The sequence below is a fragment of the Bacteroides sp. RTP21281st1_H5_RTP21281_210402 genome, from assembly GCF_040918965.1.
Taxonomy (GTDB): Bacteria; Bacteroidota; Bacteroidia; order Bacteroidales; family Bacteroidaceae; genus Bacteroides; species Bacteroides congonensis.
The window spans coordinates 1-21,574 of the sequence record NZ_JBCOWR010000009.1; the positions used below are offsets into that span (position 1 = coordinate 1).

General features: G+C 43.7%; 16 protein-coding genes. 15 read left to right on the top strand and 1 reads right to left on the bottom strand.

All coding sequences use genetic code 11. The annotated features are described in order from the left end of the window. The first annotated feature begins 472 nt into the window (after nucleotides 1-472). Genes AB5443_RS14055 through AB5443_RS14080 form a run of 6 tightly spaced genes read left to right on the top strand, consistent with a single transcriptional unit; the run spans nucleotide 473 to nucleotide 7,534 of the window. The gene (locus tag AB5443_RS14055) at nucleotides 473-553 is read left to right on the top strand and encodes a potassium-transporting ATPase subunit F (protein WP_073343870.1); all 81 of its coding nucleotides are present in this window, start codon (nucleotides 473-475) and stop codon (nucleotides 551-553) included. 28 nt (nucleotides 554-581) lie between these two features. Next, nucleotides 582-2,288, top strand: coding sequence for a potassium-transporting ATPase subunit KdpA (kdpA, locus tag AB5443_RS14060; RefSeq protein WP_022139934.1), 1,707 nt, complete (start codon nucleotides 582-584; stop codon nucleotides 2,286-2,288). 18 nt (nucleotides 2,289-2,306) lie between these two features. Beyond that, on the top strand, nucleotides 2,307-4,340 hold the full coding sequence (kdpB, locus tag AB5443_RS14065) for a potassium-transporting ATPase subunit KdpB (RefSeq protein ID WP_073343876.1): 2,034 nt from the start codon (nucleotides 2,307-2,309) through the stop codon (nucleotides 4,338-4,340). A 16-nt stretch (nucleotides 4,341-4,356) separates the two neighbouring features. Continuing rightward, nucleotides 4,357-4,929 (top strand): K(+)-transporting ATPase subunit C, encoded by a 573-nt coding sequence (locus AB5443_RS14070; RefSeq protein ID WP_022139936.1) that lies wholly within the window; start codon nucleotides 4,357-4,359, stop codon nucleotides 4,927-4,929. Nucleotides 4,930-4,944: 15 nt separating this feature from the next. After that, nucleotides 4,945-6,075: a sensor protein KdpD gene (locus AB5443_RS14075; protein WP_368113370.1), complete on the top strand. Its 1,131-nt coding sequence runs from the start codon at nucleotides 4,945-4,947 to the stop codon at nucleotides 6,073-6,075. A gap of 19 nt (nucleotides 6,076-6,094) precedes the next feature. Then, nucleotides 6,095-7,534, top strand: coding sequence for a PAS domain-containing sensor histidine kinase (locus AB5443_RS14080; RefSeq protein ID WP_368113369.1), 1,440 nt, complete (start codon nucleotides 6,095-6,097; stop codon nucleotides 7,532-7,534). 23 nt (nucleotides 7,535-7,557) lie between these two features. Here the strand turns inward: AB5443_RS14080 and AB5443_RS14085 are convergent, their stop codons facing one another. Further along, entirely contained in the window at nucleotides 7,558-8,100 is a 543-nt protein-coding gene (locus AB5443_RS14085; RefSeq protein ID WP_195407982.1) for an RNA polymerase sigma factor, read from the bottom strand. Nucleotides 8,101-8,300: 200 nt separating this feature from the next. On the opposite strand from AB5443_RS14085, the gene AB5443_RS14090 reads away from it, so the two are divergent. From AB5443_RS14090 to AB5443_RS14130, 9 genes are all read left to right on the top strand, one after another. Further along, on the top strand, nucleotides 8,301-9,482 hold the full coding sequence (locus AB5443_RS14090) for a FecR domain-containing protein (protein ID WP_195407983.1): 1,182 nt from the start codon (nucleotides 8,301-8,303) through the stop codon (nucleotides 9,480-9,482). 201 nt (nucleotides 9,483-9,683) lie between these two features. Further along, entirely contained in the window at nucleotides 9,684-13,268 is a 3,585-nt protein-coding gene (locus AB5443_RS14095) for a SusC/RagA family TonB-linked outer membrane protein (protein WP_277134685.1), read from the top strand. Nucleotides 13,269-13,279: 11 nt separating this feature from the next. Further along, nucleotides 13,280-14,776 carry a RagB/SusD family nutrient uptake outer membrane protein gene (locus AB5443_RS14100; protein WP_277134686.1) on the top strand — a complete coding sequence of 499 codons (1,497 nt, stop codon included), beginning with the start codon at nucleotides 13,280-13,282 and terminating at the stop codon, nucleotides 14,774-14,776. Nucleotides 14,777-14,783: 7 nt separating this feature from the next. After that, entirely contained in the window at nucleotides 14,784-15,725 is a 942-nt protein-coding gene (locus AB5443_RS14105) for a substrate import-associated zinc metallohydrolase lipoprotein (RefSeq protein WP_277134687.1), read from the top strand. Nucleotides 15,726-15,738: 13 nt separating this feature from the next. After that, nucleotides 15,739-17,205, top strand: coding sequence for a DUF4302 domain-containing protein (locus AB5443_RS14110; RefSeq protein ID WP_277134688.1), 1,467 nt, complete (start codon nucleotides 15,739-15,741; stop codon nucleotides 17,203-17,205). 28 nt (nucleotides 17,206-17,233) lie between these two features. Next, entirely contained in the window at nucleotides 17,234-18,103 is an 870-nt protein-coding gene (locus AB5443_RS14115) for a Calx-beta domain-containing protein (protein WP_073343894.1), read from the top strand. A gap of 13 nt (nucleotides 18,104-18,116) precedes the next feature. After that, entirely contained in the window at nucleotides 18,117-19,655 is a 1,539-nt protein-coding gene (locus AB5443_RS14120; RefSeq protein WP_277134689.1) for a BACON domain-containing carbohydrate-binding protein, read from the top strand. 167 nt (nucleotides 19,656-19,822) lie between these two features. Further along, nucleotides 19,823-20,911 carry an ankyrin repeat domain-containing protein gene (locus tag AB5443_RS14125; RefSeq protein WP_277134690.1) on the top strand — a complete coding sequence of 363 codons (1,089 nt, stop codon included), beginning with the start codon at nucleotides 19,823-19,825 and terminating at the stop codon, nucleotides 20,909-20,911. Nucleotides 20,912-20,918: 7 nt separating this feature from the next. Next, nucleotides 20,919-21,512 carry a hypothetical protein gene (locus tag AB5443_RS14130; protein WP_277134691.1) on the top strand — a complete coding sequence of 198 codons (594 nt, stop codon included), beginning with the start codon at nucleotides 20,919-20,921 and terminating at the stop codon, nucleotides 21,510-21,512. Nucleotides 21,513-21,574 lie beyond the last annotated feature (62 nt).

A 21,574-nucleotide genomic window follows, 5' to 3' on the forward strand; every position in this document is an offset into this window, starting at 1 on the left:
GTGGGAGAGTAGGTAGCCGCCGTTTTTAAGAAGCCCCTTGATTCAACGAAAGAATCAAGGGGCTTTCTGTTTTTATACATCTCATAGTTTGCTCTATATACCTCGTATTTTACTCTATATTTCCTTTTTTACTACTGTTCTCCACGTTCATCTCTCCACTGTATAACTTCTATATAACTTTTCAAAATAGTATAACCCTTTCAAAATGGTAGGGTATTTCTTTCCTTCTCATAACTATCTCTTCTTTTTATTGTGTTGTAAATCAAACATTTACATCTGTATTCCTTTTTCTGGCACACCTTTGGCATTATCTCCGGCAAATAATTAGAATTATTAATCCATTTAAAAAGGTAAAAACATGGGAATTACATTATCATTTATTTTCTGCCTGTTGAGCGGTTTCGTTTGTTTCTGGCTGTTTTGGAAATGCGTAGACTGGTTTGAGAATATTTAAAGAAAAGGAGAATTGATTATGTATACAGCATTATTTGTATTGGGGATTGCAATTTTCGGTTACTTGATGTATGTACTCGTCAAACCCGAAAAGTTTTAATTAACACACAGTTTAAGGTAAAAAGTATATGAATACAGAAATTTTAGGTGTGGTTGCGCAGATTGCCTTGATGGTGATTTTGGCTTATCCACTGGGTAAATACATTGCCAGAGTCTACAAGGGGGAGAAGACTTGGTCGGATTTCATGGCTCCTGTCGAAAGGGTCATTTATAAAGTTTGTGGAATTGATCCCAAGGAAGAGATGAACTGGAAGCAGTTCCTGAAAGCGTTGTTGATTCTGAATGCTTTCTGGTTCTTTTGGGGGATGGTGTTGTTGGTTTCACAAGGCTGGTTGCCGCTGAACCCTGATGGAAACGGGCCGCAGACACCGGATCAGGCTTTCAATACGTGTATTAGTTTTATGGTCAACTGTAACTTGCAGCATTATAGTGGTGAAAGCGGGCTGACTTATTTTACGCAGTTGTTTGTTATCATGCTTTTCCAGTTTATTACCGCGGCGACAGGTATGGCTGCCATGGCAGGTATCATGAAAAGTATTGCCGCAAAGACAACGAAGACAATCGGTAACTTCTGGCAGTTCCTTGTAGTAAGTTGTACGCGTATCTTACTGCCGCTTTCCTTGATTGTGGGCTTTATACTGATTGTCCAGGGAACGCCGATGGGATTTGACGGAAAGATGAAAGTGACTACACTCGAGGGACAGGAACAGATGGTTTCCCAAGGCCCTACGGCCGCAATTGTTCCTATCAAGCAACTGGGTACAAACGGTGGCGGTTATTTCGGTGTCAACTCTTCTCATCCGTTGGAAAACCCGACTTATCTTACCAATATGGCAGAATGCTGGTCTATCCTGATTATTCCGATGGCAATGGTGTTTGCGTTGGGCTTTTATACTCGCAGGAAGAAACTGGGGTACAGTATATTCGGAGTCATGCTCTTTGCTTATCTGGTAGGTGTCTGCATCAATGTGGATCAGGAAATGGGCGGTAACCCGCGTATCGACGAACTGGGTATCGCACAGGACAATGGAGCCATGGAAGGAAAGGAAGTCCGTCTGGGGTCTGCCGCGACAGCCCTTTGGAGTATCACGACTACGGTGACTTCCAACGGTTCTGTTAATGGTATGCATGATTCCACTATGCCTTTGTCCGGCATGATGGAGATGTTGAACATGCAGATCAACACTTGGTTCGGCGGTGTAGGCGTAGGATGGATGAACTATTATACGTTTATTATTATTACCGTGTTTATCAGTGGTCTGATGGTGGGGCGTACACCGGAATTCCTGGGTAAGAAAGTCGAAGCCCGCGAAATGAAAATCGCCACTATTGTCGCCCTGCTTCACCCGTTTGTAATTCTGGTGTTCACGGCAATCTCCAGTTACATTTATGCGCATTATCCCGAATTTGTGGAAAGTGAAGGCGGATGGTTGAATAATCCCGGATTCCACGGTTTGAGCGAGCAGCTTTATGAATATACTTCTTGTGCTGCCAACAACGGTTCCGGTTTCGAAGGTTTGGGGGATAATACTTATTTCTGGAACTGGACGTGCGGCATCGTTTTGATTCTCAGCCGTTTCATTCCTATTGTCGGACAGGTCGCCATAGCCGGTCTGCTGGCACAGAAGAAGTTTATTCCTGAAAGTGCCGGAACCTTGAAAACGGATACGCTGACTTTCGGAGTAATGACATTTGCTGTTATCTTCATTATTGCTGCCCTGTCATTCTTCCCGGTACATGCGTTGAGTACGATTGCTGAACATTTAAGTTTGTAATACTGAATTAGAGAAGATATGAAAGATAATAAATCAGCTTCTTTGTTTCCAAAGGAGCAAGTTATAGAAAGCTTGAAACAATCATTCGTGAAACTAGATCCGCGAATGATGATTAAGAATCCGATTATGTTTACGGTAGAAATTGCTACGGTGGTGATGCTGCTCGTTACACTCTACTCTATTGTAAATTCCTCACAGGGTTCGTTTGCTTACAACATTGCCGTATTTGTCATTCTGTTCATTACGTTGTTGTTTGCCAATTTTGCCGAAGCTATCGCCGAAGCGCGTGGCAAGGCGCAAGCCGACAGTTTGCGTAAGACACGTGAAGAGACTCCGGCGAAGAAAGTGGAAGGTGATAAAATCGTTACCGTAAGTTCTTCACAGTTGAAGAAAGGGGATGTGTTTGTTTGCGATGCCGGAGACGTGATTCCGTCGGACGGTGAGATTATTGAAGGGTTGGCTTCTATCGACGAAAGTGCCATCACCGGTGAGTCTGCTCCGGTAATCCGTGAGGCGGGCGGTGACAAGAGTTCTGTAACGGGTGGTACGAAAGTACTGTCCGACCATATAAAGGTGATGGTGACTACCCAGCCGGGAGAAAGTTTCCTTGACAAGATGATTGCGCTCGTAGAAGGCGCGTCACGTCAGAAAACCCCGAATGAGATAGCGTTGACTATTCTGTTGGCAGGTTTTACGCTTGTTTTCGTCATTGTGTGTGTCACTTTGAAGCCGTTTGCCGATTATAGTAATACGGTCATCACCATTGCTTCATTTATTTCCTTGTTCGTGTGTCTGATTCCGACAACTATCGGCGGACTTCTTTCTGCCATCGGTATTGCGGGTATGGATCGTGCGCTTCGTGCCAATGTGATTACAAAATCCGGTAAGGCGGTAGAAACTGCCGGTGATATTGATACGTTGCTGCTTGACAAGACCGGTACAATTACAATCGGTAACCGTAAAGCGACGCACTTCCATACGGCTCCGGGCGTTGACTTGCACGACTTTGTGGAAAACTGCCTGCTGGCTTCCCTGTCTGACGAGACTCCGGAAGGAAAGTCTATCGTGGAACTGGGACGTGAATCGGGTATCCGTATGCGTAGCCTGAATACGACAGGAGCGCACATGATTAAGTTTACCGCCGAAACCAAATGCTCCGGTGTCGATCTAGCGGACGGGACACAGATTCGTAAGGGGGCGTTTGATGCTATCCGTAAGATTGTGGAAAGTGCCGGAAACAAGTTCCCGAAAGAGGTGGAAGATGTGATTTCCGCTATCTCAAGCGACGGCGGTACTCCGTTGGTGGTGTGTGTCAACAAGGAAGTTGTGGGTGTCATCGAATTGCAGGATATTATCAAACCGGGCATTCAGGAACGTTTCGAACGTCTGCGCAAGATGGGGGTGAAGACGGTTATGGTGACCGGTGACAATCCGCTGACTGCAAAATATATTGCAGAAAAGGCCGGTGTGGATGACTTTATTGCCGAAGCCAAACCGGAAGACAAGATGGAATATATCAAGAAAGAACAGCAGGCGGGTAAGTTGGTGGCAATGATGGGTGACGGTACAAACGACGCTCCCGCACTGGCACAGGCAAACGTGGGTGTAGCGATGAACAGTGGTACGCAGGCTGCCAAGGAAGCCGGAAATATGGTGGACTTGGACAATGACCCGACGAAACTGATCGAGATTGTAGAAATCGGCAAGCAGTTGCTGATGACCCGTGGTACGCTGACTACGTTCTCTATCGCCAATGACGTGGCGAAGTATTTCGCTATCGTTCCGGCATTGTTTATGGTTGCCATTCCCGAACTGGCGGCGCTGAATATCATGAATCTGCATAGTCCTGAAAGCGCTATCCTTTCGGCGGTCATCTTCAACGCGATTATTATTCCGATTCTGATTCCGCTGGCTTTGCGTGGTGTGCAATACAAGCCGATTGGCGCAAGTGCCTTGCTTCGCCGTAATCTGCTGATTTACGGTGTGGGCGGTGTGATTGTTCCTTTTGTCGGAATCAAGTTGATTGATTTATTAGTAGGTTTATTCTTTTAATTAAATAGCAATAGCAATGAAAACTTTATTGAAGTCATTAAAAATAACACTTGTTTTTTGTGTATTTTTCTCTGTGTTCTATATCCTTGTCCTGTGGCTGTTTGCACAGGTGGCAGGCCCTAACAGGGGAAATGCCGAGGTGGTTACGCTGAACGGAAAGGTAGTGGGAGCGGCGAATGTCGGCCAGATGTTTACAAAGGATATTTATTTCTGGGGGCGTCCTTCCAGTGCCGGCGACGGATATGACGCTACAAGTTCTTCCGGTAGCAACAAAGGCCCTACGAATCAGGAATACTTGGATGAAGTGAAGGCACGTATCGACACCTTCCTGGTTCATCATCCTTACTTGAACCGCGCTGATGTGCCGGCTGAAATGGTAACGGCAAGCGGCTCCGGACTTGATCCGGATATCACTCCCCAGTGTGCTTATGTTCAAGTGAAGCGGGTGGCACAGGCACGCGGGCTGACAGAGCACCAGGTGAAAGAGATTGTTGACAAGAGTGTGGAAAAGCCATTTCTGGGTCTTTTCGGAACAGAGAAAGTGAATGTGCTGAAACTGAATATTGCACTTGAAGAAAATAATAAATAGTTGAGTCGTGAAAAAATGGATGATAGAGAACAAAGTGTACAGCATTTCCTGGATTTGATAAAAAGGTCGCACCGGGGGAAATTCAAGATTTACATCGGAATGATAGCTGGTGTGGGTAAGTCGTATCGTATGCTTCAGGAAGCGCATGAATTACTGGAGAATGGGGTGGATGTGCAGATTGGTTACATCGAAACGCACGGGCGTACCGGTACGGAAATGCTGTTGGAAGGCTTGCCTGTCATTCCGCGGCGCAAGATATTCTATAAGGGGAAAGAGTTGGAAGAAATGGACACGGACGCAATTATCCGTATTCATCCGGAGATTGTCATTGTGGACGAACTGGCACATACCAATGTGGAAGGCAGCCTGAATGAAAAGCGTTGGCAGGATGTAATGACTTTGCTGGATGAGGGAATCAATGTGATTTCGGCAATCAATATTCAGCACATCGAAAGCGTGAACGAAGAGGTGCAGGAGATTACGGGTATCGAAGTAAAAGAGCGGGTGCCCGACAGTGTTCTTCAGGAAGCGGATGAGGTGGTGAATATTGACTTGACGGCAGAAGAGCTGATTACCCGCCTGAAAGCGGGGAAGATATATCGCCCGGAAAAGATTCAGACAGCATTGGACAATTTTTTCCGGACTGAGAATATCCTGCAATTGCGCGAACTGGCACTGAAGGAAGTGGCGTTAAGGGTGGAGAAAAAGGTGGAGAATGAAGTGGTGATGGGAGTGGCTGTCGGGCTGCGGCATGAAAAGTTTATGGCTTGCATCAGTAGCCACGAGAAGACACCGCGGCAGATTATCAGAAGGGCGGCAAGGTTGGCGACCCGGTATAACACTACGTTTATCGCCTTGTATGTACAGACTCCCAAGGAAAGTATGGAAAGAATTGATCTGGCAAGCCAGCGTTATCTGCTGAATCATTTTAAACTGGTGGCAGAGCTTGGCGGAGAAGTGGTTCAGGTGCAGTCCAAGGATATTTTGGGGAGTATCGTAGAGGTCTGTAAGGAGAAGCAGATTTCGACCGTGTGTATGGGGACTCCCAACTTGAGACTGTCGTATGCAATCTGTTCTATACTGGGATACAGAAAGTTTTTGAATAATTTGTCGCAAGCTAATATAGATTTGATTATACTTGCATAATATTAATCGTATGAATGTTATGAATATTAAAACGAAACTGATTCTTGGCATCGGGATGCTGGCGGGAATGATTATTTTATTGGTAACGCTTTCAGTAGTGAATCTTCAAATCCTGACGGCTACTGAACCGGACAGCCCTGCCGCCATGCCCGGACTGGAACGTGCGTTGCTGTGGATTTCCATTACCGGCGGTATCTGTATCCTGACCGGACTGGTATTGCTTTATTGGCTTCCCCGAAGTATCAGCAAACCGATAAAGGAACTGAAAGAGGGAATCCTCGAAATAGCCGGTCATAATTATGAGAAGCGTCTGGATATGAGTGATAATGAGGAATTCCGTGAAGTTGCCGATAGTTTCAACCGGATGGCGGAACGTTTGACTGAATATCGTGCCAGTACTTTGTCGGACATCCTTTCGGCAAAGAAATTCATAGAAGCGATTGTGAACAGTATAGACGACCCCGTTATCGGTTTGAATATGGAGCGCGAAATCCTGTTTATCAACGAGGAAGCACTGAATGTACTGAATATGAAGCGTGAGAATGTAATCCGTAAATCGGCGGAAGAACTTGCCTTGAAGAACGATCTTCTCCGCCGTTTGATTCGTGAACTGGTGACGCCGGGCGAGCAAAAAGAACCTTTGAAGATATACGCTGACAATAAAGAGAGTTATTTCAAGGCATCTTATGTCCCCATCATCAATACAGAAGCCGAAAAGGACGAGCCGCGTAAATTGGGGGATGTGATCTTGCTGAAGAACATTACGGAATTCAAGGAACTGGACTCTGCCAAAACGACTTTTATCTCTACCATCTCCCACGAACTGAAAACCCCGATTGCCGCTATTATGATGAGCCTTCAACTATTGGAAGACAAGCGTGTCGGCGCATTGAATGATGAACAGGAACAACTCTCGAAGAGTATCAAGGAGAACAGCGAACGTTTGCTCAGTATTACCGGAGAGCTGCTGAACATGACTCAGGTGGAAGCGGGAAAATTGCAACTGATGCCTAAGATTACGAAACCGATTGAATTGATAGAGTATGCCATTAAAGCCAACCAGGTGCAAGCGGATAAATTCAATATCCAAATCGAAGTGGAATATCCTGAAGAGAAGATAGGAAAGCTCTTTGTGGATAGCGAAAAGATTGCCTGGGTGTTGACGAACTTATTAAGCAATGCCATCCGCTATTCCAAAGAAAACGGTCATGTGGTCATCGGTGCCAGACAAGAAGATAATATTATTGAATTGTATGTTCAGGACTTCGGCAAAGGTATTGACCCGCGCTACCATAAAAGTATTTTCGACCGTTATTTCCGTGTCCCCGGAACGAAAGTGCAGGGAAGCGGGCTAGGACTGTCTATTTCGAGGGATTTTGTGGAAGCGCATGGTGGTACGTTGACGGTGGAAAGCGAATTAGGGAGAGGAAGCCGGTTTGTGATACGGTTGAAAGCGTAAGGTACGACGTGTCGTTGGTGGCTTTATAGAAATAACAAGATAAAGGCTTTGTCTCCCAATTCTTTTTTAAGAATCTGCTTGGCTCTCCGTTTATAAGCCTTTATCGCATCTTCCGTGGTATCCATTGACAGGGCTATTTTAGCAATGGATTCTCCTTCCATGCTCTTGAGCATTACCTCTTTGTAATGGTCGGGCAGCAAGTCTATCGTTTGGTATAGCTGAGAGATAACCTCTTCATCAAGGATATACTCCTCATCCAATGCGGCAGATTGCTCGACTTTATACTTTTCGAACTGCTGATTGGTACGTATTACGTTCAGGCACTTATTTTGAACACTGGTATATAGATATGATTTCAAAGAAAGGATATTGTCAAAACTCTGTTTATTATTCCAAATGGTGAGAAAAGTGTCTTGCACGATATCCTCTGCAAATTCAACTCCTATCATTTTCTCCGCAATACGTAATAAGGGCTTATAATAAGTGATGAAAAGCGCCCGGAATCCTTCGGGGAAGTCGGTCGCTATTTGGGATATGATTACTTCATCGGGGTTAAGTCTTGCCATTTTTAAGTAAAAACCTTCTGTTATATCATACAGTGTTCATTCTCTTTTTGCAAAGGTATAAGTATTATCCAACTTTGGACAAAATACATAAAAAATATTTTGATTCTATTCAAAAAAAAAGAAGTTACCGTTTTTTTTTGAAATAATGCGCCACTTTTCTTTCTCTTATGTGTCTTTATTTATAGAAAGGAGACTAATTAATGAACAATCGTCATCTTATTTATATCGCTACATTAATCAGGAAAAGTATTTCGGGTGAAATAACTTTGGAAGAAAAGAGGCAGTTGGAAGACTGGCTGGATGAGTCGGCACGCCACCGTGAACTGTTTGATAAATATAATAATCCGGATTTCCTGGCATCGGTAGATATTGAAAAAGATATGGCAGAAGCTCAGGAAGCATATTCAAACTTTATGCAGCGCCTGAAACCTGCGAAACCGGTGCGTCGTATTGTTTGGAATAGATATGTTGCGGCAGCCGCATTGATAGCTTTTGTATGCGCGTCCGCCATATTTGTATATATGTATGACGGCGGAGAGCCGCATTCTCCTTCGGGACTGGCGGTTGTACCCGTTCAACAAATGGATACTGTTCCGGCGGATTCGACAGACATACTCCTTATAACTGCCAGTGGAGAGAAAATTCCGGTGCAGAGTTCTCAAAAGATGTTGTCCGTGTCATCCGGGACTATAAGAATAGACGAACAGCCAATTGAGGAATATGCACAAGTGAAGACCGCTCCTGCCGAAGTAGTATATAATACATTGAAGATATTGCGGGGAAAAAGATTCAAGATGCAGTTGAGTGACGGAACTCTCGTCTGGCTCAATGCAGATTCGGAAATCACCTTCCCAAGCAACTTTGACGGAAAAGAAAGAAAGGTATTGGCGAAAGGCGAACTCTTTTTTGATGTAACCGAAAACAAGTCGCAACCATTCATTGTGGAAACTCCTACCGGAAATATCCGTGTTTTAGGAACTGCTTTCAATATACATTGTTATGAGGATGAGGTGCCTATGACCACGTTGGTTCGCGGAAAGATAGCCTACTCTCTAGGGAAAGAATCAGTTATCCTGGCTCCCGGACAACAATGCAGGGTGGAAGATAATAAATTGTCTGTAAGAGAAGTGGACACCTACGAATATGTATCATGGATAGACGAAGTCCTTGTCTTTAAAGATAAGGAACTTGACGAAATACTGAGTACATTGAGCCGTTTGTATGATGTCGATATTTATTACGAAAATCCGGAACTGAAACGATTGCCGTTCACCGGTTCTTTCAAACAATATGAGCACTTGGATAAAATAATCCGAATGATAGAGGATTGTGGGCTCATACGTATAAAACAGGATGGAAAGACGCTGACAATCAGCAAATAAACAGATAAGCAATCTTTTTACCATGCGATAAAACATCGTGTGGCGGGGACTAATATTCACTAAAAATAATACATTATGAAAATTTACTATCGAAACACCAACAAATGCAGGGACAACACCCAGGTTGAAATCTCTATGAAATTTACCAATTTCTTGTGCGATAAACACTATGAACTCACTATCATAAAACTGTAAATGAATATGAGCAATAAAATATCTTATGGTTTGAAATATCTGATAATAACCTTATTATTGTTCTGCAATGCTCCTTGGACAGCGGCGCAGCAACCTGCCCGGAAAGTGACCTTGAATTTGGAGAACGTATCTTTTGAAAATTGCCTGAAGGCAATAGAGAGACAAACACATTATACTTTCCTGTATAGGAAGGACTTGATAAATTTGTCAAAACCGGTCAGTTTCTCATGTAAGGATGAAGCTTTGACTGCCGTACTGGACAGTTTGCTTCCTTCGCAGAATATTGCTTACCGGATTCAGGATCTTACTATCGTACTGACTCCCAAACAGGTAAGAAGCAAAAAGACCCCGACTCTTATACAGGGAAATATTGTCGATGAGAATAAAGAGCCGGTAATAGGTGCTTCTATCAAAATAAAAGGAACTACGCAGGGGACTATTACTGATATTGACGGAAACTTCAGCTTTGAAGCCTCTCTGGATGATAAGGTGATAATCTCTTATGTCGGATTGGAAACAATCGAGCGGAAGATTGGCACGAAGGTCATGAATATCGTAATGAAGGATGATGCCGTGAGTCTTGGCGACGTGGTAGTCACAGGTTATCAGAAGATAAACCGCAAAATGTTCACCGGTTCTGCTTCAAAAGTCAATGCGGACGAGACTGTCCTGAAGGGAAATCCCGATGTAACCAACTCCCTGCAAGGAAAAGTGGCAGGTGTGCAAATCACTAATGTTTCGAGCACTTTCGGTGCAAGCCCCGTGCTTACTATCCGTGGTAACTCTTCTATCAACGGAACTAATAAGCCCCTGTGGGTAGTGGACGGCGTGATTCTGGAAGACTTGATGAGCGTAAGCGCTGAAGAACTGACATCCGGTAATCTTTCTACGTTATTGAGTTCGGGCGTGGCAGGTCTGAATCCCGAAGATATTGAAAGTTTCGAAATCCTGAAAGACGTATCCGCCACTTCTCTGTATGGTGCGCAAGCTATGAATGGAGTGATTGTCATCACTACCAAACAAGGCAAGAAAGACCGGTTGACTATCAACTATACCGGTAGTATCGCCTTGAAAGAGAAACCCGATTACCGTAATTTCAACATTATGAACTCCGATGATGAAATGTCAATCTATAAGGAGTTGGAACGTAAGGGTTGGATTGATATTACTACGGTGGCCCGCAGCGAAAACTTCGGTGCTATGGGGAAAATGTTTGATGAAATAACAAGGAAGAATATCAATTGGGGGCCGAATGGTTCTTTGAACGAAGATTTTCTGTCGGCTTATGCCAACAGTAATACAGACTGGTTCAATACCTTGTTTCATAATTCGCTGGTCAATCAGCATTCACTGAGCATATCCGGTGGTGGTGACAAGACTACTTTCTATGCTTCCCTAAGTTACTATACCGACAATGGAATGGCAGTCTCCTCTGATAAGGTGAACCGCTATACCGCTTCATTGCGCGGTACTTTCGCTGTATCTCCCAAACTGAATATAGGCTTGAAATTGTCTGCCAATATCCGTGACCAGAGAGTACCGGGAACGAAAGACCGTAACTTTGACACCTCTACGGGAGAATTCACCCGCGACTTTGACATCAACCCTTTCAACTATGCGCTCAACACCAGTCGTAGCATGCGTGCGTATGATTCAAACGGGAATCTTGAGTTCTTTCGCCGGAGCTTTGCCGATTTTAATATCTTGCATGAACTTCGTCACAACTTTGTTGACCTCACAGTGAAAGATATATCCACACAAATGGATTTGGAATACAAACCTCTGAAAGTACTGACCCTGAAAGGCTCTTTCCAATACCGTTCGGCAAATACATTGAGAGAACATAAAATCCATGAGTTCTCCAACCAGGCCGAGGCTTACAGGGCTGACTACTCACAAGCCATCATTGACAACAATCGTTTCCTGTTCCAAAATCCTTCTTTGCCTACCGCCAATCCGTATAGCATCCTGCCCGAAGGCGGATTCTACAATACCAATGAAGCGGATTTACGACATACTTACTTCAGAGCAACGGCGGACTACTCGCCGAAGTTAGGCTTGGATCATGTCGTGAATTTCTTTGCCGGATTTGAAATCAATAAGGTGGACAGAAAAATGAGGCTGAACGAAGGTTGGGGATACCTATGGGATAAGGGCGGTGTCGTTGTGACTCATCCCGACCTGACTTATTATCTGAAAGAACAGGGGGAAGTCTATTATGATTATGCCGAAGGACGGGACAGAAGAATCTCTTCATTCATCAATTCCGCTTATTCTTTCAAAGGCAAATATATTGTAAACGCCGGATTCCGCTATGACGGCTCGAACCAGTTGGGTAGTTCGAGAGAAGCCCGTTACCTGCCTTCGTGGAATGTCAGCGCGGCATGGAATATGCACGATGAAGCCTTTATGAAAGGAATTTCGGAAGTGGTGAATACCCTGAAACCTAAAATCTCTTATGGTTATAACGGTATCATGGGGCCTTCTACCAGTGCGGAACTGGCTATTTATGCCAAACAGACGTTGCGCCCCTCCGACAATGAAGTGTACAACGTCATAGAAGGTCTTAAAAACAAAGACCTCACTTGGGAGAAGATGTACGAACTGAACCTTGGTTTCGAGGCTGGACTTTTCAACAATAGGATTATGATGGACTTTGCACACTATCGTCGTAAATCCATCGACTTGATTGATTATGTCAATACGGCCGGAATCGGCGGACAGTCCATCAAACTCGGAAATATCGGCAACATGAAATCTTACGGTTTTGAATTTGCCATCAATTCAGTTAACGTAAGTACGAAAGACTTTGACTGGAAAACGAGCCTGAACATCAACTTCCATAAGAGTAAGATTACCAAATTAAACAATTTCTCAAGAATGTCCACTGCCATTGCAAATACCGGTACGGCTATGTTGGGTTATCCTCAAAGAGGATTATTCTCCGTTCGCTTTGCGGGGCTCGATGGTGAAGGTATCCCTACTTTCTACGGGGCAAACAATGAAATCGTTTATGATATGAATCTTCAGTCGCGCAACGATGTCGATAAAATACTGAAGTATGAAGGCCCGTTGGAACCTAAAGGTTATGGTGGCCTGACCAACACATTCCGTTATAAAGACTGGACATTATCCTTCGGATTCGTTTATAAGTACGGTAATGTCATCCGTCTGGACGATGAGTTTTATCCGTACTACGATGACTTCTCCTCTTTCCCGAAAGAGCTGAAGAACCGCTGGATTATGTCGGGCGACGAGAACCGGACTTCCGTTCCCGCCATTTTGGATAAACGGACTTACGACCGTATCGAAGGAAAATATACGTATCAAATGTATAACAAGAGCACCGAAAGAGTGGCGAAAGGTGATTTTATCCGTCTCAAAGACCTGAGCATCGGTTACCGATTCCCGAAAGAATGGCTCACAGGCACTTGCATACACAATGTGAACCTGTCGTTCCAGGCAACCAATCTGTGGCTTCTATACTCTGACAGCAAACTGAACGGCATCGACCCCGAATTTTATCTTTCGGGCGGAGTATCTTCACCGGTATCGCGGATGTATACTTTTACAGTAAACTTAACCTTTTAAATAATAAACTCATGAAGTATTTATATATAAAAATAGCGGTCGTACTATCTGCTGTGGTGGCTCTTTCTTCGTGTGACTCCTTTCTGGATGAAACTCCCGATAACCGATTGCGCCTGAACAGCTACGAGACAATAGCGGAACTCGTCACCAATGCTTATCCCGAAGGAAGCGGCGTTTTCATGGAATGGATGAGCGACAATGTAGGGGCCGACCCTAAAAATATACAGCGTTCTGAAATGACACAGGCATACAACTGGCAGGACGTGGAACAGGAAGGGCAGGATACTCCTTCGTTCTACTGGAGCGGCAACTATAAAGCGATAGCACATGCCAATCAAGCCCTGGAAGCTTTGGAAGAAGTGAAAGAAAACAATCCCGGCTATAAGGACGCCATTCGTGGGGAAGCTTTGGCCTGTCGTGCTTTCGCGCATTTTATGTTGGTCAGTACCTTTGCAAAGAGCTACGACCCTGCAACAGCCGCGTCTGACAAAGGGATTGTCATAATGACGAAACCGGAAGAAAACCTGTTGGCTACCTACGAACGCAGTTCCGTGCAGGAAGTTTACGACTTTGTAGAGAAAGACCTGCTCGAAGCCATCGAACTCGTATCCGACCAGTATTATAAGAACTCCGGAAAGTACCACTTTAACCGTGCGGCATTGATGGCTTTCGCTTCGCGTTTTTTCCTTTTCAAGAAAGACTATGAAAAGGTCGAAAAGTATGCGACCGAACTTTTGGGTAACGACTATAATCCGCAGATGATACGTGATTACACGCAAGTCTATACCGGCACAACTTCCGAAATGATGGGACGAAAGTTTACGGCAGCTACTTTGCCGTCCAATTTGTTACTGATTCGTAAAGACGTCCTCTATGGCTATAAGGGGTATGCGGGCTACCGCTTCAATCAGGATGTGTATAACAGTCTGGTGTTGTCGCAGAGAGATTTGCGTTTCTCCGTATCTTACAGCTATGGCGGAACTTCTTCATTTCTTCCCAAGTTCCAAAGGGATCTGATACGCAAGACTTCCCTGACGTCCTCTTCGGGTTATCCTTACGTCATCGAAGTTGCTTTCAGGAGTGAAGAAGTCTTTTTCAACCGTCTCGAAGCCTGGGCAATGATGGGAACAACCAAGTTGTCGCAATTTGAAAGCCAGTTCAGCAGATATTTGAAGGCCGTTTATGCCGGAACAGTGGATTATCCTATTCTATATCAGAATTACCAGCGATTCTATCCGGGAGTACCCGCAAACGAACTGCGTCTTAAAATGGTACTCGACGAGAAGCGCCGTGAGTTTGTGGAAGAAGGACTCAGGTGGTTTGATATTTGTCGTCATAAGTTGAGCGTCACGCATACTGACATAGCGGGTGTCACCCGTATTTTGCAACCCGATGATTCGAGGAAGGTTATTCAGATTCCCGAATCGGCGATTATCTATGGCGACTTGCAGCCTAATGAAAGAAAAAATATTTCCGAATCGGAAGCTCATTTAGTAATTCGTAATTAACATGCATATGAAAAGAAGTATATTATATATTTGTTGTTTGTCGCTCTGCTGTTTTATGTCGTGTTCCGATGACGAAAGTACGAACTATGTCCCCGAATCGAAAGAATTATCGGCAGATGAAATCGATGTTTATTTTCAGGAGAACTTTCAGGAGAAATATGGCTCTACCGTTCGCTGGCAGTGGATTGATAAATATGTCGATATTAATTATATCGTCGCGCCGGCTATGCGCAAAGTGCTTATCCCGACAGGAGAAATGATTCGTCGTTTCTGGATAGAACCGTTTATTCTTGAATCGAAGGCGAGTGGCGAGTTTATCCGCAAGCATTTTCCGCCGGAGATTGTGTGCGTGGGCTCGGAACTGCGAAATGCCGACGGCACACGTACACTGGGTTATGCCGATGCCGGAGTACGCATTACTCTTACGGAACTGAATTATTTCGACCTGACAAACAGGGAATGGGTGATTCAGCAGTTGCATACCATGCATCATGAATTTTCGCACATCATCCATCAGACCTACAAGATGCCTAACGGTTTCAATAAAATCACCGAGGATACTTATACCGGACAGGCATGGAAAGATATAAATACAAATGCGCAGGCCGAACTGATAGAAAAGGGCATCAGTTCTCCTACCACCCATGAGATAGATTCCGTAGCCCAAAATATGGCGATTCAGAGAGGAATGCTCACACCTTACGGAACTTCCTCGGAATTTGAGGATTTTGCGGAGTTCGTGTCGCTTTATTTATTGACGGAACCTGCCGTATTTGAGGAAACGTATATCGCATCAGACCCCAAACGGACTTTTCTGGACGAAGGCAAAGCCAATATCGACAAGAAACTGGCTTTGGTGAAAGAGTATTACGTGAGTAACTTCTCGATAGACCTTACTCACTTGAGAGAAATCATCTTACAAAGGTTGAACGAAATAAACATGAAGTAAAATGAAGAATACAATGAAAAATATAATAGGTATTTTGTTACTTGCCGCAGGCTGTTACTCCTGTTCGGACAACGAGGTGGACAACGTGTTCGACAAGACTCCCGAAGAAAGAATCGCGGCTGTGAAAGCAGAATACAAAAATATATTGGTTGAAGCGCCTCACGGTTGGAAAACCTATTTCGGAACCAGTGACAAACTGGGGCGCTGGCTGATTCTCATGGATTTTGATGCCGATGGCAAGGTCACGATGAAATGTGATCCGGTCGACTATTATTATATAGGTGGGGTCAGTATTGAAGATCCTGTGACGTATCGGGTCGATTACTCGCAGTTTCCCGAACTCGTATTCGAGTCTTTTTCGCAGTTCTCGGCTTGGAATGAGTTTTATGTAGATAGTGACGGTGACGGGTATTTCGATAAATACGCCAGTCCCGAAACCCAGTTTATATTTGATGCCTATCGGGATGGAAAGCTCTATATGAAAGGAAAGACGAATATGGGAGTAGGAAAGAAACCGGAAGAGATAATGACTTTTGTTTTTGAACCGGCTTCGGAAGCGGACTGGACTCTCAATGGCATAGCCGATGTGAAGAAAGCGATAAACTACAACGAAAGTAAAGGTAAATATCAACGTTTGGAGTACAAAGGGGAGTTGTTGGAAAGCCTGTTCCTTATCGACGCGGAATCGAGAGTAGTACTCTATATGTCAACGGAAATTGCGGGCAGCCAAATGCAGATTCTTCCTTTTTATATCACTCCGACCGGCTTTACACTCGTTTCACCATTGAAGATAAAAGGCGTGGGGAATATACGGCAATTTGACGTGAGTCAGGATGGAACTGCTGTCACAGAGTCTACCCACCAGCAACTCCGCGTGGTATATACAGACAAAGTGCCGGCCGTGCAGCGGACTCCTTTCAGCATATTCGACAAACTTTATCTCGGTATTGAAGTCTACCACTCTACCGGTGACCCGATAGGACGCAACCTCAAAAAGTACTTCGATGACTTGCGACCGCCATATGCACCGATGGAACAGCACCTCAATGTGATTTACTTCGCTATAAATATTGATAAGGATATGGGTAAGATTCCATTCAAATATGCGGAAGAGTTGACTATCATCTATGCCGACTCCGATCCAAGTTACTCGAGCAAGGACTTGTATGGCGACAATCCTACCTTTGTGCGCATCCCTGTTTCATTTGAAACATCTGCTGACAGAATGTGGATTATTTCATTGAAAGGCTCTGTTGAACAAGCGTTCCTGGATGCTTACCCCGATGATGCCGGATATGCCAGAGACAAAGCGAAAGCAGCTCTGCCTATGCTGTACAGATTGCTGAACGAGCGGGGATGGGGATTGTATGCGCAAGGTCTGGATACTAACAATCCAACCGTGAAAGTCGTTGACGAGGAAGATGTAGTGGGAAGTTTCTTCACCCTCTATCCGTATACGCAGACAGATGTAGATAGATAATGTGCCACGTCAGTAAAAAAGATAAAATATGAAGTATATAATATATAATTTGTGGATATTGATGTTCCTGTTTGCCTGTAGCGAATCGGAACAGGTGGAGTATTCAAAGCTCAGTGTCGGTTTTCAGAAGAGCAAGATTGATGTGGGCGAAAATACCGGCATACTTGAGATTCCCGTAGTCTTGTCGGGCGCTAATATGGATATGCCCTTGCAAGTATCGGTTCAGGTGTCGGCAACCGACGGGGATGCCGTAGCGGGTGTTGACTATGAACTGATTGATACTCAATTAGCTTTTGAAGTATGTGGGCAGACTACGTTGAAAGTCAGAATCATGGATAACGAAGAGATAACAGATGTCGTCAAAACCTTTACTGTTAACCTGAAAGCTGAAACCCCGGAAGTAAAATCTGGTATTTCCAGTATAAAAGTTTATATCATTAGTGATGATGTGGAGAAGGTTACCATGGCAGGGCATTACACACTTACAGCACAGGATTTTGTAGAGGGAACTAAATTGTCTTCTACTCCGGGTGGAGTAGAAATAGTGCAGGACTTGGATGATAGCAATAAGTATTACATGAGAAATATGGTTTTGGTCAATGGAGATAAAGTGTTACCTCTTACGATGGGAGGTGATTTGTATTTCACTGTTGACAATAGTGGAAACATGGCGATTCCCAGCCAATTGAAAATCGGCAATTACGGTGATGGAGAAGCGTTCGCTGTCGGCTTGACAACTGAAGGTTATTTCACTGAAGATCCTATAAAGATAGAAAAGAAGGATAACCGGTTACTTATTATGGGCGGAGGACTTGCAGGTATTTTTATAGATGATAAGGATGACCTGAGTATTTATTATGCCTTGAAAAATATAATTCTCGAGAAAGTAAACCACTAACGAATTCAGAAATATGAGATATAAGATTCTAAGATTGGCATCAGCGGCTTTCGCTATTCTATTGGTAGCGTGCCATGAACAAAGTGAATATCTTTTTGGAGCGGACGCCCCTTTGGTAGAGATAAGTGCCGACGCTGAAAATGAGGGAAACTTTACCCCGGAAGCTCAAACCGGTTATGCCCTGCTTCGTTCCAACGCGCGTTGGAAAGCGGAGAGTCTGTCCGAATGGTTGACGTGCAACACGACCGCCGGAGAATATAATGATACGATTTATTTTTCCATGCTTGAGAATAAGGGGGATACACGTATTGGTAAGATTGTAGTTCGTAATACGATTGGCGAGGAGAGATTGGATACATTGACCGTCAGACAACAATGTGCTGTCAGCTTTATCCCCGAAGGCTATAAAATAAAGATTGAATCGGATGACCTGAAAGCACCTTTGTCCGGTGAATCTTTTGCCGAAGTAAAGTTTGAAGTGAACAGTCCTACCGCTTGGCGTGCATTTACCAAGGTAGCAGACGGATGGAGTACGGTAATGACGAAGAAAGGTGAAACATCGGGAAGCGGCTCGTTGATTGTGACTGAGAATGAAACAGTTGTTCCCCGGTCGATGTATATCTATGTCCAGTCAGTTGAGTTCCCGACACTGAAAGACAGTATTCTGCTTACACAATCCGCTCGTCCGTTGAAGTTGGAGATAATATCGCCTACAAATAAGAAAATCATGCTTGATGGTGCGGAATCGCAATTCATATTCTCTGTCAACGGAGACGGAAAGTGGAAGATTGAAGACGCGCCGGGATGGGTTGAGCTGGAAAAAACAGAATATGAGGGTAATGCAAATGTATTTGTGAAAGTATCTGCCACTGGTACGGAACGCACGGCTCTGTTGACTGTAAGGTCACTTGTACAAACCGATAAAACAGATGTACTGACCATAGAGCAGAAGAATATTCCTGATGGACGACTGAAAGACAGCTTGGCATTAGTTGCTATTTATCAGGCTACCAAAGGAGAAAACTGGAAATATACCTGGAAACCGGAACTGCCATTGTCTGATTCGAATTGGCCGGGAGTCTTTTTTGATACGGTTGACGGTGAACTTCGTGTGGTGGATTTGAGTTTGTTGGATTATAATATGGAAGGAAGTCTGCCTAATGAAATCGGTTGGCTGACGGAAATCATCAAAATCAAGTTGCAACGGAATAAACTTTCAGGGCCGCTTCCTGCCAGCATCAACCGTCTGACAAACTTGACGCATCTTTATATCACTTCAAATCAGTTCAGCGGAGAGTTCCCGGATATTCCGAATCTGCAAAAGTTGACTTGGATAGAAATGGAATTTAATCGTTTCACGGGAGAATTTCCACCTGTATTCTCTTTATTACCCAAATTGTCGACTTTGAAGATGAAGTATAACAATTTCGATCCGAACACTTGTGTTCCCGTCCGCTTCGGTGGTTGGAAGCTATCACTGTATATCAATCCGCAACGTGCTGTATATGGTGACACAAAGACCGATTATAATTTGGTCGATTGTCCTAACTAGAAAATAGCATTGCTATTTTGTATTGTGGAATAGGCTTACACCGTTTTTTGTTTAAAAGATAGGTGTAAGCCTATTTCATAGTATAAGGCATTCTTAATTTATGTAAGTAGAATTAAGTTATATATGCAGGAAAAGTAGTAACTTTGACACCTTATAAATGAAACACAATGAAAACAAAAACACTCTTGTTTATAATGACTATCCTGTTATTTTTCTATTGTTCGTTTTTTACTGCTTGTAAGAACAACACGGGGGGCGGGACTGTTACCGAGCAAACGAATAGTTACGAATTGATGCAAAAGGTTATCCGTGACAATGATATAAAAACATTTGATAGCCTGATGAAACATATTCCTGTCATTGATTCATTGATGTCGATAGAAGGTGAGAATTTTGCTTACACACTTCTTGGATATGTCATCAAGAACAATAATTATGAGTTTACAGAGAAGCTGATTGATGCGGAAGCCGATCTTGGCAAAGCATATGAAACGTTTTATTTTCTTAGGGATGCGCTCTATCTTGCCATCGAATGTAAATCCGATTCTATCGTACAGTTATTATTGGAGAAAGGGGCCGATCCGAATGAGAGATATGATGAGAGCGGTACGACGGCTCTTCTGATGAGTTGTAGTGATATGGAATGTAACCGTATCTCCGAGTTGTTGATAACTTATGGAGCATATGTCAACGGAGTAGCGGAAAAAGATAGTAGCTGGGTGAATATCCCCTATGCCTATCCACTCTTTGTTGCTATCAAAAGTTGTAATCTCGAAATGGTGGAATATCTGATAGGGAAAGGATGTCGTCTCTCTTTGGGAGAAGTATCTGCCTTTGAACTTGCAGAAAACGAATGTGAGGGTGAGCTTCTCGGTTTCATCAATCAATATATGCTGGATAACTACCGTTTGGAAGTGGATGAAAGTTGGTATGGTGAATATGGATATACAAGCGGTGCTGAGGGAGAGGACTGGCGGAATCAACATGCTTTTACGATAACCATTCGTCCCGATACCTGCCTTTTTGAAGGGGAAGGTTATCAACTCTATTTTCAGGATTTATGTACTGTAAAGAATGAACGGCAGGATACCATCGAACTCTACTATTATTATACGTTGGATGGTTCGAGAAGAAACAGCAGCGAGCCATATATCGGAATGTTGTTTCGTAAGGATGGCAAGTATTATCTCAATAGTTCAGCATTGGGCGACGAAGCGGTTAACAATACGGATGTGGAAATAGAAAAGGAAGGCTAGGAAAGATATGAGAGAAATTATAGCTTTACTGATAGCGGTAGGTATGGTCTTTCTTTACCATTGGGCTATGGCAAGATGGTTTGACCTCAAAGCTGTTCGTTGGGGACATTACTTGATGGAGTATGGCAAAGATAAGGAAGTGATGAGTTTCCCTATCATGTCATTTGAGAAGGATTATTACTTTTCATGCATTGATTGGCAGGCAGATCATTTGGCACATATGCATTCATGGGGAAAACGCTCGGTGGCAGAGCCTGATAAATATAATCTCCGTTTTGTCGATTCAAGTGGAAAAATGTTCAGAATAAAAGAAATAACTGTATTGGGATGGATGCAGCCCGGACTAAGGAAGAAGAACCGGATCATGTGTGTAGACTATAAATATGAAGATGCTACGGAAATCTCATTAGAAGATTTCAAAAATGAAATACGTGAGGTAGCTCACAATCAGAAAACCTATATTTGTGATATATTGGAACTGGATAATATCAGCCAACTGGATGAGCGGTTGGATGAGTGTTGTACGCACCATGATATTATCAAATTTATTGCAGCTGCTAGTATTCGGAATAATGATGTCGGGTTTGATGCTAAGGGATAAAAAACTTAGTATTAAATTAAAAGTGAAACTTTGGACTGGCCGGACATTGTAGCTTCTTTAAA